Below are 13,039 nucleotides of genomic sequence, written 5' to 3' on the forward strand. Positions count from 1 at the left end.
GCATACGACACTCGCCTCAGTCGCGTGGCCTCGGAGATGTGTATCAGCGCCAGCCGCCGCCGACCCGACCGACCCCGTCCTCGCCGCCGAACGCGACCACCTGGCCCAGGCCGCCGAGTGCCTGACCTCCATGCGTGCCGCCGCCGTCGCGGTCGCCGATGCCGGCGTCGACGCCTGGGCCTCCGAGCGACTCGGCGCCGCCCGCGCCGAGCGACTGCTCGCGCTGGCCGCCGACCCGGGCGTCCCGGCCTTCTTCGGCCGCACCGACGCTGCCGGTGCCACCGACCCGGAGACCTTCCACATCGGCCGCCGCCACGTGCGCGACGCGGCCGGCGACCCGGTCGTCATCGACTGGCGGGCACCGATGAGCCGGCCGTTCTACCAGGCCAGCGCCACCGAACCGCAGGGCCTGCTGCGCCGTCGCCGCTTCGGCTTCGCCGACGGCGAGCTGACCAGCTACGAGGACGAACTGCTCGCCGACGGCCAGGACGACGGCGGGACCGGTGAGCTGCTCCGCCAGGAGATCGAGCGCCCGCGCAGCGGCCCGATGCGCGACATCGTGGCCACCATCCAGCCCGACCAGGACGACATCGTCCGGGCGCCGCTGGCCGAGTCGATCTGCGTGCAGGGCGCCCCCGGCACCGGGAAGACGGCGGTCGGGCTGCACCGGGCGGCCTACCTGCTCTACACGCACGGCGACCAGCTGGCCCGCACGGGCGTGCTGGTGGTCGGGCCGAACCGGGCCTTCCTGCGGTACATCGAGCAGGTGCTGCCCGCGCTGGGCGAGGTGGAGGTCGACCAGGCGACGGTCGCGAGCCTCACCGCCCGGGTGACCGTGCGCGCCCAGGACGAGCGGGCGGTCGCCGTCCTCAAGGGCGATCCGCGGATGGCCGAGGTGCTGCGCCGGGCGCTGTGGGGCGGCATCCGCAAGCCGATGGACTCGGTGCAGGTGACGCTGTCCGGGCGGAAGTACCGGATCGGTGAGGACCGGCTCAAGCGCTTCGTCGACGACCTGCGCCGGGCCGGGACCTCCGGGGTCGACGAGCAGCAGCTGGTCCACTACGCCGCCGGCCGGGAGCGGCTGGCCATGGGGCTGGCCGAGTACGCCCGGCGGCTCAAGGAGGCCGGTGGGGGCAGCCCGACCGACGCGGAGACCCGGCGGACCGCCCGCAGCGCCGAGGTGCGGGCGTTCTGCGACGCCGTCTGGCCGGCGGTGGACGCCGGCGGGCTCGTGCACGACCTGTTCACCGACCCCGAGCGGCTGGCCCGGGCGGCCCGGGGCGTGCTGACCGAGGAGGAGCAGGCGCTGCTGCACTGGCCGAAGCCGCCGCGGTCGGTGCGCGCCGCCCGGTGGACCGCCGCGGACGCGGTGCTGGTCGACGAGGTGGCCGGGATGCTGGAGCGGACGCCGGGCTACGGGCACGTGGTGGTGGACGAGGCGCAGGACCTCTCCCCGATGGAGTGCCGCGCCGTCGCCCGCCGGCTGGGCGCGGGTTCGCTGACCGTGCTCGGCGACCTGGCCCAGGCCACCAGCCCCTGGTCGGTGGCGGACTGGTCGCAGACGCTGACGGCGCTCGGCCGGCCGGCCACGGCCGTGCGGCCGCTCACCCGGGGCTACCGGGTGCCGGGCGAGGTGCTGGACTTCGCCAACCGGCTGCTGCCCGCGATCGCCCCCGGGCTGGCCGCGGCCACCGCGGCCCGCCGGGAACCGGGGGCGCTGCAGCTGCGGCCGGTGGGCACGCTGGCCGGGCCGCTGGCCGAGGTGGTCGGCGAGCTGGCGGCCCGACCCGGGTCGACCGGGGTGGTCTGCGCCGACGCGTCGGTCGCCGAGGTGGTCGGGGTGCTCACCGCGGCCGGGCTGGACGTGGCGCCGCTGACCGACGACGGTTCCGCGCCGGCCCGGGTGTCCGTCGTCCCGGCCGGGCTGGTGAAGGGGCTGGAGTTCGACCACGTCGTGGTGGTGGAGCCGGCCGCGATCGTCGCCGCGGAGCCGCGCGGGCTGCACCGGCTCTACGTCGTCCTCACCCGGGCGGTGAGCAGCCTGGTCGTGCTCCACCACGCCGACCTGCCCGGTCTGCTGGTCGACTGATCACCGCGGTCCGGTGCTGCTGACCGACGTCCCTAGGCTCCCGGGCATGCCCGACTCCCTGCGCCGCGCGCTGCGCGTCCCCGCCGCCCCGATCGAGCTGCGCGAGATCGACCCGCGGTCGACGCCGCTGGCCCCCGGCGACAAGGAGCGCACCCGGGAGTCGACGCGGCTGGACGCCACCCACCTGGCCGAGCTGCAGCAGCGGCTCTACGCGGAGGGCAGTGGCGGCAGCCGACGGCGGGTCCTGCTGGTGCTGCAGGGCATGGACACCAGCGGGAAGGGCGGCGTGGTCAAGCACGTCGTCGGCGCGATGGAGCCGCACGGCGTGGCGGTGGCGAGCTTCGGGAAGCCGACGCCGGAGGAGCTGCGGCACTCCTTCCTCTGGCGGGTGCGCCGCGCCCTGCCGGGCCCCGGCAAGGTCGGTGTCTTCGACCGTTCGCACTACGAGGACGTGCTGATCGGACGGGTGCGCGAGCTGGCGACCCCGGAGGTGATCGAGCGGCGCTACCGGGAGATCGTGCGGTTCGAGCGCCAGCTCGTCGCCGACGACGTCACCGTGGTCAAGGTGCTGCTGCACCTGTCGCCGTGGGAGCAGAAACAGCGCCTGCTGGCCCGGCTCGACGACTCGAGCAAGCGCTGGAAGTTCGACCCCGCGGACATCGACGAGCGGGCCCTGTGGCCGCAGTACCAGCAGGCCCACGCCACCGCCCTGGAGCGCACCGACACCGACACCGCACCGTGGTACGTCGTCCCGGCCGACCGGAAGTGGTACCGGAACTGGGCGGTCGGCCGGCTGCTGCTGGAGACGCTGACCGAGCTGCAGCCCCGGCTGCCGGAGCCGGCCTGGGACGTCGACGAGCAGCGCGACCGGCTGATCGAGGAGCACCCGATCGCCGGCTGAGTGCTGGTGGAGCACGGGGTGCCCGGGTAGCTTGGGCGACCCGGTGGAGCGCGCGCCGGCCGGGCCGAGGAGCGGGATGCCGACGTGAGCTTCGTCGACCCGCCGGCCGTCGCCGCATGGCGCCACCAGCAGGTCCGCACCGGTTTCGAGGTGGTGCACTTCCGGCGGTCCGGCGGGGGCTGGCAGGTGGTCGGCTGCACCACGGCGGTCGAGGCCGGCGTGGCCTGGACCGTCGACTACACCCTCGATCTCGACGCCACCTGGGCCACTCGCCGGGCGGTGGTCACCGGACGGTCGTCGATGGGTGCCCGCAGGACCACGCTGGACTCGATCGGCGACGGCCGCTGGCACGTCGACGGGCTCCGGGCGCCGGACCTGGACGGCTGCCAGGACGTCGACCTGGAGTCCTCGGCCATGACCAACGCACTGCCCGTGCACCGGCTCGACCTGGCGGTGGGGCGGCGGGCATCCGCGCCAGCCGCCTACGTGCAGGCCGTGGGCCTGGGCGTCGACCGGCTGGAGCAGTCCTACACGCGGCTGCACGACGACGGGCCCAACCGGCAGTTCCACTACAAGTCCCCGGCCTTCGACTTCAGCTGCCAGCTGGTGTTCGACCCGTCCGGGCTGGTGCTCGACTACCCGGGCATCGCCGTCCGTCAGCTCTGAACCGGGGTCCCGCGGTCGAGGCGCTCGTCCAGGGCCTGGGTGAACAGCCAGCCGCCGATGAGCACGAACTGGAGCAGGAACAGCCAGAACCCGATGGCGATCACGCCGCCGACCACGGTGAGGCCGCCGAACGGGGCGCCGAGATCCAGCGGCAGGGCCAGGAAGAGCACGAACCCCTGCAGGAAGCCGGACAGGCAGGCGGCGGTGAACAGCGCCCCGGACACCACGGCCCGCCAGCCCAGCCGACTGGCCGCGACGACCCGGAAGATCCACACCAACGGCAGGGTGAGCGCGAACAACACCGAGTAGTAGCCGGTGGCGAACCCACCGACCACGGCGCCGAAGCCGGGCGTCTCGGCCAGGTGCGCGAGCACCCCGGCGACCAGCAGCAACGGGTACAGCAGCAGCGGTGCCAGCACCAGCAGGGGCAGGGCCAGCGCCCGGCCCCGCCAGGCGGTGAACCGGTCGTGGGCGGGACTGAACCGCAGCAGCGCCCGGCGCAGGCCCTCGCCGTACAGCGAGATCGGCAGCAGGGTCAGCAGGGCGCCGACGACGCTGAGGCCCGTGCCCGCCTCGGCCAGCCGCTGCACCGCTGCCGGGGCGCCCAGCGCGTCGGGCAGCACCTCGGACAGCCGGGTGGCGAGCTCGCGCACCTCGTCGGCCCCGGCCACCCAGCTGGTCAGCCCCAGGGAGAGCACCAGCGCCGGGACGACGGCGATCCCGGCATAGAAGGTGAGCCCGGCGGCGATCAGTGCGGTGTCCCGGTTGCGCAGCCGGGCCCGTATCGCCCTCAGCAGGCCGCGCGCCTCCTCCGCCACCTGCACCGGGCCATGTGATCAGGTCCGGCGCGGTCCCGCTCGGCGGCGCGCCCGCACCTCGGTCAGCCGGTCGAGCCGCTCGAGCCCACGAGCAGCATGTACGAGAAGATGACCACCAGGATCAGCACGAACGTGCCGACGATCAGCAGGCGCGCCCGGTTCTTCGGCATCTTGCCCTGCCCGGTGCGGTCCGGGCGGCCATCGGGTCGCTCGCTCATCGGTCCTCCTGGAGTCGGTACGCGCCCCGCTCCGACACCGTGGTGCCCCCGGGGCGGCGCCTGCTCGGTCGAGCAGGCGGTGGTGCCCGGTGCCTGCCCACTTCCGCGGACCCTCACGCCTGAGACGTGGCCCACTCCGCTCAGTGGCCGCCGAGCAGGTGCTGCGCCGCGGCGAATCCGCCGAGGCCGCTGACCGCACCGCCGCGCACCGTGCCGCCCGAGGAGGCGGCGACCACCCGCGGGTGTGCCGTCGCCACGCCCCAGGTGCCGACGGCGGCGGGGTCGGGTGCGACCGGCCACGACAGGTCACCGTGGAAGATGTGCCCGCCCGGCATCGCCAGCGACGCCTCCACGTCCAGCGGCGAGGACGCCTGCAGGCACGGACGCCCGTCGCCGTCGGTGGCCAGGCAGTCGGCCAGCGGCTCGGTCAGGTGGGCGTCCAGCTGCGCCAGCACCCGCCGCACCGCCTCCGCCCGGGTGCCGACGGGGTCGGCCGCGTAGAGCTCGGCCGGCGTGTGCAGCCCGAACAGGGTCAGGGTGTGCAGCCCGGTGTCGCCGACGATCGACGGGTCGGTGAGCGAGTGGCAGTACACCTCGAAGGGGACCACCTCGGGCAGCTGCCCGGCCGCGGCCTGCGCGTACGCGGCGTCGAGTTGGCCGGCCGCCTCGTCGACGTGCACGGTGCCGCTGAACACCCGGCGGGGGTCGGCGCCCGACCGCAGCCCGGGCAACCGGCGCAGCACCATGTTCACCTTCAGCTGCGACCCCGACGGCCGCGGCGCCGGGGCGGTGCCCAGCAGCTCGTCGAGCACGGCCGGGGCCGCACCGCTGACCAGGTGCCCGGCGTTGGCCGCGTGCGCCGTCCCGTCGGCGTCGGTCCAGTGCACGGTGACGCCGTCGGCCCGGGTCTCGACCGCGGTGACCTCGGCGCGGGTGAGCAGTGCGGCCCCGCGCGCCCGGGCTGCGTCGGCGAGCGCGCCGCTGACCGCGCCCATCCCACCGACCGACACCCGCCAGCGGCCGGTGCCGTTGCCGACGAGGTGGTACAGGAAGCACCGGCCGGCCAGCCCGTCCGCGGCGTGCACGTCGGCGAAGGTGCCGATCAGCCCGTCCGTGAGCGCGATGCCCCGGACCTCGTCGTCGGCCAGGTGGTCGGCGACGACGTCGGCCAGCGGCCGTTCCCGCAGGTCGCGCCAGAGGTCCGGGTCCCGCAGGCGCGCGAGGAGCGCCGCCTCGCTGGGCAGCGGTCCGGTCAGGGTGGGGGCCAGGTCCTCGGCGAGGGTGGTCAGCCGGCCGTAGAAGCGCTGCCAGCCGGCGAACTCCGCGTCCGAGCCGGTGAGGGCGCGGAAGGAGGCAGCCGTCTCCGGCCCCTCGTCCCGCTCGACCAGCAGTCCGGTGGCCGCACCGCCGCGGCGCAGCGGGGTGTAGGAGGCGACCGCCCGGTCCAGCAGGGTGATCGGCAACGCCAGGTCGGTGACGACCCGGTCGGGCAACAGGCTGACCAGGTAGGAGTACGCCGACAGCCGGACGTCGACGCCCGGGAAGACCTGCTCGCTGACCGCGGCGCCGCCGAGCACGGGCCGTCGCTCCAGCACGAGCACCGACCAGCCCGCGCGGGCCAGGTAGGCGGCGGCGACCAGCCCGTTGTGGCCGCCGCCCACCACGATGGCGTCGTACCGGGCTGCGGTGCTCACGCCAGCTCCCGGGCGAAGCAGAGCGAGAACGGGTCGTCCACGTAGTGCCCGAACGCCGGGACCGGCCGGTAGCCGGCCGCGGTGTACAGCCCGATCGCCTCGGGCTGGCGCGGTCCGGTCTCCAGCAGCACGGTGGTCCAGCCCCGCCCCACCGCCTCGGCCTCCAGCCCGGTGAGCAGCAGCCGGGAGACGCCGCGACCACGCGCCGCCGGGACGACGTACATCCGCTTGAGCTCGGCGGTGCCGTCCCCGAGGGGCCGCAGTGCGCCGCAGCCGATCGGCGTGCCGTCGTCGTCCCGGGCGAGGAGGACGACGGCGACGTCGGCGGCGGACGGCGGCACCCCCGGCTCGCTCGCACCGCCGTAGCGGGCCCGCAGCTCGACCTGCTGGGCGGCGGTCAGCGCGGCGACGTCCGGGTCGTCCCACGAGGCGGCGGAGAGGTTCGGCACGAGGTCATCCTGGCGCGTCGTCGTCCACCTGCTGCAGCCCCCAGACGAACCTCGCCCGCACCCGGCCGGGGAGGTGCACCTCGAGACGACTCGGGACGCCGGGGTCCACCGCGGCCGCGCCGGGCAGGGTCACGACGTCGTCCACCACGTGCCCCCAGACGCGCAGGGCTCCCGGTGCGGCGGCCGACACCGCGGAACCGGGCGCGCGGACCAACTGCTCGTGGAGCACCGCGCCGTCCGGGCCGCCCAGCACCTCCCACCGCAGGTGCGGCCACAACGGCAGCGGCCACCGCCGGACGACGAGGTCGACGTCACCGAACTTGCGGTCCTCCTGCTCGGCGGGTGGACCCAGCACGGCAGCGCGCAGCGCGAGCCCGTGCGGTGCTCGCTCTGTGTGATGGAGCGCGCGCCAACGGCGGTGCGCGGCACGCGCTTCGGCCCGGTCGGCGCCGAGCACGGGCAACGCCTCGGCGACCAGGTCGGGTCGCGTGTCGGCCATGCGACGGAGCAGCACGAGGCAGAACTCCCGCCGTGCCAGCCCCTCCACCCGGCGAGCCTGTCACGCTCGGTGAGCGTGTTGGAGCACACGCCCGGGGATTTCCACAAATTCACCCCAGTCGTTTGTCACGAGCACATAACGCACGTACGGTCACCAGCGGTCCTGACGGGCAGCGCAGTCGCCCACCCGGGTGACCACCGACAGGACCGCCGCCGAACCACACGGCTCGCCGCAACACTCGCGGGCTCGTGGACCGGGGACCCACCGCAGCACTGGGGTGAAGCTCTGCACGGCCCGTTCGCGGGCCTCGCGGAGCCGGGCGACTTCCCGCCCGAACCCGTCAGCTAACTCGGTAGGCGGCAGGTGGAAGAAAGGACACACCCGCCGAACATGGCGAGTTCGCACACCTCTGTCCGTCGTGGCCGCAACGGCCGACGGGCCCTGCTCACTCTGTTTGTCGCGGGTGGCGTCGCCCTCGCTCCGGTGCCCGCCCTGGCGGCTCCTGAAACACCCACCACCTCGCAGGAGGCGGCCGAGCTCATCGCCGCCCGCGGTCACGACCTCGAGGTCGTCACCGAGAAGATGCACGAGGCGACCGACGTGCTGACCAGCATGAAGGCCGCCTCGGACGCTGCCGCCGCCGAGCTCGTCGCCGCCGAGGCGGCCGTGGTCGAGGCCCGTGACCACGTGCGCCAGGTCGCCCGCAGCGCCTTCACCGGTGAGCAGCTCTCCTCGCTGCAGGCCATGCTCACCAGCTCCTCCGCCGACGAGATGCTCGACCGGATGGGCACGCTGGACAGCATCGCCGGGCACAACAACGAGGTGCTCGGGGTCGCGCAGCAGGCCACCGTCAGCGCCGACGAGGCGAAGGCCGCGGCCGAGAAGGCCGCCACCGACGCGGAGGCCCAGGTCGCTGAGGTCGCTGCCCAGCAGGCCGACCTGAACGAGCAGATCGCCGAGTACCAGGCCGAGTACGACCGGCTCTCCGCCGAGGAGCGCGAGCGCGCCCGCATCCTGGCCGAGCAGCACGCGGCCGCAGAAGCGGCTCAGGCCGCAGCCGAGCGCGAGGCCCAGGCCGCCGCGGCGGCCGAGCGCAACAACGCCCAGACCGCCTCGCGAGACGAGCGCACGGCCCCCGCCGCCGCCGCTCCGTCCGTGTCCCGCTCCGCCGCCGTCGCCGCACCGGCGCCGGCACCGGCCGCGCCGGTCGTGGCCAGCAGCGGCGCTGCCGCCACCGCGGTGAACACCGCGATGGCCCAGCGCGGCAAGCCCTACGTGTGGGGCGCCACCGGCCCGAACTCCTACGACTGCTCCGGGCTGGTGAAGTACTCCTACGCCTCGGCCGGCGTCAACCTGCCCCGCAGCAGCAGCCAGCAGGCGGCGTCGGGTCGGGCGGTCTCCCGCGGCGAGCTGCAGCCGGGCGACCTGATCGCCTACTACAGCCCGGTCAGCCACATCGGCATCTACATCGGCAACGGCCAGATGGTCCACGCGCCGACGTCGGGTGACGTGGTCAAGGTCGCCAGCATCGACGCCATGGGCCCCATCACCGCCATGCGTCGGGTCGCCGGCTGACAGCTGACCACCCCGCGACACCCGCCGGTGCCCCGGTCGCCTGACGGCGGCCGGGGCACCGGTGCGTCCGGGCCCGGTGCGTCGGGGTCCGGTGCGGCTGATCGCCGGTGGCGACGATCACCCGGGTCCGCGCACCGGCGCCCCGTCCCGCCGGGCACGATGAGGAGCAGTCCACCCACGCCCACCCCGAGGAGCACCGTGCCCGCCGCACTGACCGACCCCACGAGGGTCGCCCGCGTCTTCCGCGTCGTCGCCATCGCCGAGGCCGTCTCCTGGGTGCTCCTGCTGGCCGGCATGTTCGTCAAGCGGGTGCTGGAGGCCTCGGAGCTGGGCGTGCAGGTGTTCGGCCCGGTCCACGGTGCGGTGTTCGTGGTCTACGTCGTCGTCACCCTGCTGGCGTGGCGGGTGCTCCGCTGGACGCCGGCCACCGGGCTGCTGGCGCTGGCCGCCTCCATCCCGCCGCTGGTGACCATCTGGTTCGAGCGCTGGGCCCGGCGGACCGGCCGGCTGCCGGTCGACGCCACCAGGCCGGTCCGGGTCGGCTGAGCGCACGATGGTCACCCCCGTCCTGCCCGCCACCGCCCGCGCCCTGCTGGCCCGGACCGCCCGGGTCCAGCGCGACGGCCGGGCACCCAGCCTGGTCGCGGGCGTGGTCAGGGACGGCGGGCTGGCCTGGTCGGCCGGTCGCGGCGACGTCGCCGAGCCGCACACCGACGTGCAGTACCGGCTGGGCTCGATCAGCAAGACGGTGACGGCCCTGGTCGTGCTCCGGCTCCGCGACGAGGGTCGCCTGGGGCTGGACGACCTGCTCGAGGAGCACGTCCCCGGCACCCCCTTCGGGGAGCGCACCGTGGGCCAGCTGCTCGCCCACCTCGCCGGCGCGAGCTCGGAGAGCCCCGGCGGCTGGTGGGAGCGCGTCCCCGGCGGGACGCTGGCCGAGCTGCGGCTGACCGACGACGACGTCGTCCTGGGCAGCGCACGCCGCTTCCACTACTCGAACCTCGGGTTCGGGCTGCTCGGTGAGCTGGTCACCCGGCATCGTGGGCGCTCCTGGGCCGAGGTCGTCCGGGACGAGGTGCTGCTGCCGCTGGGCATGGCGCGCACCACTCCGCGGCCCACCGGTCGGGCGGCACAGGGTGCGGCCGTGCACCCGTGGGCGGACGTCGTCCTGCCCGAGCCCGAGCACGACGCCGGCATCATGGCCGCGGCCGGCCAGCTGTGGGCGACGCTGGCCGACCTCGGCCGGTTCGCCGCCTTCCTGCTCGGCGACACCGGCGACGTGCTCTCCCCGGCGACGCTGGAGGAGATGACCGTGCCGGCCGGGATCGACTCGTCGTCCCCCGGGTGGTCGGCCTACGGGCTGGGGGTGCAGGTGCTGCGGGTCGACGGGCACACCCTCATCGGCCACGGCGGCTCGATGCCGGGCTTCCTGGCCGGGGTCTTCGTCGACCGGTCCGAGCAGGCCGGAGCGGTGATGCTGGCCAACACGACCAGTGGGCTCGACCCGCTGGTGCCCGGGCTGCTGGCCGATCTCCGGGCCGCCGAGCCCCGGATCGTCGACGCCTGGGTGCCGTCCCCGCCGCCGCTGCCGCTGGACCTGCTCGGCGTCTGGTTCTGGGGCCCGGCCCCGCTGGTGCTGCGCGCCCAGTCCGGTGGCCTGCTGCACCTGGGGCCGCTGCCCGGCCGGCCCGGCCGGGCGAGCCGGTTCGCTCCCCGCGCGGACGGCACGTGGGTCGGGCTGGACGGCTACTACGCCGGCGAGACGCTGCGCATCGCCCCCGACCACCTGGATCTGGCGACGTTCGTGCTCACCCGTACGCCCTACGACCCCGAGGCACCCGTGCCCGGCGGGGTCGACGAACGCGGCTGGACGGCGCCCTAGGCATCAGGCGCCGGGCGGTCGGGCGCTGGGGTACAGGCCGGCGGCGTACTGCTCGCCGTAGTACTGCACCAGCTCGGCCAGTGGCGTGGCGGCAGCCTCCTGGGCGTGCGCGATCCGGGCCCGGGAGGGCAACGCCCCGGGATCCCAGGTCGCCGGGTCCCACAGCTGCGACCGCAGGAACGCCTTGGCGCAGTGGTAGAAGACCGACTCGATCTCCACGACCATGGCCAGCAGTGGCCGGTGTCCGCGGATGAGCATCCGGTCCAGCAGGTCCTCGTCGCGCACCAGGCGGGCCCGGCCCTGCACCCGGAAGGTGCCGCTGCGGCCGGGCACCAGGTAGATCAGCCCGACGTGCGGGTTGGTCAGGATGTTGCGGAACCCGTCGGCACGGCGGTTGCCGGCGCGCTCGGGCAGCGCGATCGTCCAGTCGTCCAGGACGACGGTGAACCCGGGCGGGTCGCCCTTCGGGGAGACGTCGCAGCTGCCGTCGGCCGCGGAGGTCGCCACCAGGCAGAACGGTGAGGCGGCCAGCCAGTCCCGGTCGATGGCGTCCAGGGAGGGGCGGTCCTTGGTCGCGGCGCGGGGCGCCGGCTCACCCAGCAGCTCGCGCAGCTCCGCCTCGGTGGTGATCTCGTCCACGGGGCCAGTCTGGCCCACCGGCCCCGTCCCGAGGCTGACCCCGGACTGGGCGGGTCCGCCCTCAGGGGAGGTCGAACGCGTCCATCGTCGTCTTCACGACGACGCCGTAGGCCAGGTGCGGGACGACGTCGGTGATCCACGAGGACAGCGGCCAGGTTCGCGGGTCGGTGATCCCGAGCGCGGTCATCGGGCCGTTGGTGCCGATGAGCACGCCGATCGTGGTCAGCGCCGTCCCGACGAGGGGCTGGGAGCGGAAGCCGGCCGCGCGGGCGAGCCCGGCGAGCACCCCGACCCCCACCCCGGCCGCCAGCCCGGTGAGCGGGCCGAGGCCCTGGACCCGGTTCTGCCGGGTCTCCTCGTCGCCCGGGATCGACACGTGGGCCTTCTCCGCGAGCACCTCGACCGTCTGCTCGGGGGTGGAGCTGGTGCCCCGGCCCCGGCCGACCATGTCCAGGTAGGTGACGGCGTTGAGCGCGGTCGTCCCCGCTGCGCCGGCGGCGGCCCCGCGGAGCACCCAGCCCAGCGTGCTGATCCCGCGCTTGCCCTTGCCGATCGTCCCGAACGAAGTGTGCTTGGCCATGGTCGCGGCATACCCGGGCCGCCGGGCGGGCGAAACGACCGTCAGCGCCAGCTGAGCCGGCTGCGGGCGGACCAGTACTCCGCCGGCTCCTCGGGCTGCACCCAGCCCGCCGCCGTCGGATCCGCGGCGGTCAGGTCCAGGGTGCGGGCGGCGGCGTTGCTCTCCAGCTGCGCCACGGTCACCGCGCCGGACAGCACGACGTCGCACCACGGCTGGGCCAGGGCTGCGGCCAGGGCGAGGGCGTCGACCCCGACGCCGCGCTCCCGTGCAGCAGCGGCCAGCAGGGAGTCCGCCGCGCTGCCCCGGTCGGTCAGCCGGCCGTTGGCGACACCCTCCTTGACGACCACCCGGGCGCCGGCGGCCGACGCCTCGGCCAGCGCCGGCCCGGCCGAGGGCTCCAGTAGGTTCCAGGTCGACTGCACGCTGGTGAACAGCGGTGCGCCGTCCACGGTCAGCTCCAGCCCGCGCCGGACCGCATCGGCCTGGGTCGGCCCCGAGGTGGAGAAGCCCAGCTCGACGCCGTCGGCGCGCAGCTGGGCCAGCCGGTGCTGCAGCGGCCGGTCGGTCCACAGCGGGCTGTCGGCGGTCAGCGAGTGCACCTGGTACAGCTTCAGCCACGGGCCGAGCAGCGCCGTCGTCTCGGCCAGCTGCCGCTCGAAGGCGGGCTCCGTGTGCTCCTTGACCTCGTGCACCGTGGCGTCCGGGCGCCAGTCGGCGGTGTAGCGGTAGCCCCACTTGCTGGCCACGAACGGGGCGGCGTCGGTGGCGCGCAGCCACGAGGCGAGGAACTCCTCGGCGCGGCCGTAGGACCGCGCGGTGTCCACGTACTGGATGCCCAGTGCGGTCGCGGCGTCGAGCAGCTCGGAGGTGCGGGCCTGGAGGACGGCGGGGGCCCGGTCGGCGGGCAGGTCGGCGTCCCGGCCGAGGGTCAGGTAGGCCGGCCGGCCGACGGCGGCCAGGCCGACACCCAGCTGGGCAACGGAGTCGTGGGGCACGTGCCCATCCCAGCACCCGGACGGCGGCCGGGGC

Annotated in this window: 14 protein-coding genes and 1 riboswitch; of the genes, 6 read left to right on the forward strand and 8 right to left on the reverse strand. The window is 75.2% G+C overall.

Going from position 1 to position 13,039, the window contains the following annotated elements; translation table 11 throughout:
- Nucleotides 1-130 precede the first annotated feature (130 nt).
- From G5C62_RS08775 to G5C62_RS08785, 3 genes are all read left to right on the forward strand, one after another.
- Nucleotides 131-2,089, forward strand: a complete 1,959-nt coding sequence (locus tag G5C62_RS08775) for a UvrD-helicase domain-containing protein (RefSeq protein WP_241175790.1) — start codon at nucleotides 131-133, stop codon at nucleotides 2,087-2,089.
- 46 nt (nucleotides 2,090-2,135) lie between these two features.
- On the forward strand, nucleotides 2,136-2,990 hold the full coding sequence (locus G5C62_RS08780; protein ID WP_164700690.1) for a PPK2 family polyphosphate kinase: 855 nt from the start codon (nucleotides 2,136-2,138) through the stop codon (nucleotides 2,988-2,990).
- 84 nt (nucleotides 2,991-3,074) lie between these two features.
- Nucleotides 3,075-3,656 (forward strand): putative glycolipid-binding domain-containing protein, encoded by a 582-nt coding sequence (locus G5C62_RS08785; protein ID WP_164700691.1) that lies wholly within the window; start codon nucleotides 3,075-3,077, stop codon nucleotides 3,654-3,656.
- Here the strand turns inward: G5C62_RS08785 and G5C62_RS08790 are convergent.
- From G5C62_RS08790 to G5C62_RS08810, 5 genes are all read right to left on the reverse strand, one after another.
- Nucleotides 3,647-4,480: a YihY/virulence factor BrkB family protein gene (locus tag G5C62_RS08790; protein ID WP_164700692.1), complete on the reverse strand. Its 834-nt coding sequence runs from the start codon at nucleotides 4,478-4,480 to the stop codon at nucleotides 3,647-3,649. The genes G5C62_RS08785 and G5C62_RS08790 overlap by 10 nt on opposite strands.
- A gap of 56 nt (nucleotides 4,481-4,536) precedes the next feature.
- On the reverse strand, nucleotides 4,537-4,692 hold the full coding sequence (locus G5C62_RS08795) for a hypothetical protein (RefSeq protein ID WP_164700693.1): 156 nt from the start codon (nucleotides 4,690-4,692) through the stop codon (nucleotides 4,537-4,539).
- Nucleotides 4,693-4,832: 140 nt separating this feature from the next.
- Nucleotides 4,833-6,386 carry an NAD(P)/FAD-dependent oxidoreductase gene (locus G5C62_RS08800; RefSeq protein WP_164700694.1) on the reverse strand — a complete coding sequence of 518 codons (1,554 nt, stop codon included), beginning with the start codon at nucleotides 6,384-6,386 and terminating at the stop codon, nucleotides 4,833-4,835.
- Nucleotides 6,383-6,835: a GNAT family N-acetyltransferase gene (locus tag G5C62_RS08805; protein WP_036335830.1), complete on the reverse strand. Its 453-nt coding sequence runs from the start codon at nucleotides 6,833-6,835 to the stop codon at nucleotides 6,383-6,385. The genes G5C62_RS08800 and G5C62_RS08805 overlap by 4 nt, the downstream gene beginning before the upstream one ends.
- Nucleotides 6,836-6,839: 4 nt before the next feature.
- Complete coding sequence (locus G5C62_RS08810) at nucleotides 6,840-7,382, reverse strand: hypothetical protein (RefSeq protein WP_164700695.1); 543 nt, start codon at nucleotides 7,380-7,382, stop codon at nucleotides 6,840-6,842.
- A 169-nt stretch (nucleotides 7,383-7,551) separates the two neighbouring features.
- Nucleotides 7,552-7,708, forward strand: a riboswitch (cyclic di-AMP (ydaO/yuaA leader).
- A gap of 109 nt (nucleotides 7,709-7,817) precedes the next feature.
- Between G5C62_RS08810 and G5C62_RS08815 the strand changes: the two genes are divergently transcribed.
- The 3 genes from G5C62_RS08815 to G5C62_RS08825 all read left to right on the forward strand — a co-directional run bounded on the left by G5C62_RS08815 (nucleotide 7,818) and on the right by G5C62_RS08825 (nucleotide 10,791).
- Nucleotides 7,818-8,909 carry a C40 family peptidase gene (locus tag G5C62_RS08815; RefSeq protein ID WP_241175791.1) on the forward strand — a complete coding sequence of 364 codons (1,092 nt, stop codon included), beginning with the start codon at nucleotides 7,818-7,820 and terminating at the stop codon, nucleotides 8,907-8,909.
- A gap of 198 nt (nucleotides 8,910-9,107) precedes the next feature.
- A complete protein-coding gene (locus tag G5C62_RS08820) occupies nucleotides 9,108-9,455 on the forward strand; it encodes a DUF3817 domain-containing protein (protein ID WP_052091139.1) in 348 nt (115 codons plus the stop codon).
- Nucleotides 9,456-9,462: 7 nt separating this feature from the next.
- Nucleotides 9,463-10,791, forward strand: coding sequence for a serine hydrolase (locus tag G5C62_RS08825; protein ID WP_164700697.1), 1,329 nt, complete (start codon nucleotides 9,463-9,465; stop codon nucleotides 10,789-10,791).
- 3 nt (nucleotides 10,792-10,794) lie between these two features.
- Here the strand turns inward: G5C62_RS08825 and G5C62_RS08830 are convergent, their stop codons facing one another.
- The 3 genes from G5C62_RS08830 to G5C62_RS08840 form a co-directional block, all read right to left on the reverse strand.
- Complete coding sequence (locus G5C62_RS08830; RefSeq protein ID WP_164700698.1) at nucleotides 10,795-11,430, reverse strand: pyridoxamine 5'-phosphate oxidase family protein; 636 nt, start codon at nucleotides 11,428-11,430, stop codon at nucleotides 10,795-10,797.
- 61 nt (nucleotides 11,431-11,491) lie between these two features.
- On the reverse strand, nucleotides 11,492-12,010 hold the full coding sequence (locus G5C62_RS08835; protein ID WP_164700699.1) for a hypothetical protein: 519 nt from the start codon (nucleotides 12,008-12,010) through the stop codon (nucleotides 11,492-11,494).
- 41 nt (nucleotides 12,011-12,051) lie between these two features.
- Nucleotides 12,052-13,005 (reverse strand): aldo/keto reductase, encoded by a 954-nt coding sequence (locus G5C62_RS08840; protein ID WP_241175792.1) that lies wholly within the window; start codon nucleotides 13,003-13,005, stop codon nucleotides 12,052-12,054.
- Nucleotides 13,006-13,039 lie beyond the last annotated feature (34 nt).

The organism is Modestobacter sp. KNN46-3 (assembly GCF_011039295.1).

Bases quoted from the DNA above. Each gene is read 5' to 3' on its own strand.
- G5C62_RS08780 (WP_164700690.1), top strand. From the start codon at position 2,136: ATGCCCGACTCCCTGCGCCGCGCGCTGCGCGTCCCCGCCGCCCCGATC.
- G5C62_RS08825 (WP_164700697.1), top strand. From the start codon at position 9,463: ATGGTCACCCCCGTCCTGCCCGCCACCGCCCGCGCCCTGCTGGCCCGG.
- G5C62_RS08795 (WP_164700693.1), bottom strand. From the start codon at position 4,692: ATGAGCGAGCGACCCGATGGCCGCCCGGACCGCACCGGGCAGGGCAAG.
- G5C62_RS08835 (WP_164700699.1), bottom strand. From the start codon at position 12,010: ATGGCCAAGCACACTTCGTTCGGGACGATCGGCAAGGGCAAGCGCGGG.
- G5C62_RS08775 (WP_241175790.1), top strand. From the start codon at position 131: ATGCGTGCCGCCGCCGTCGCGGTCGCCGATGCCGGCGTCGACGCCTGG.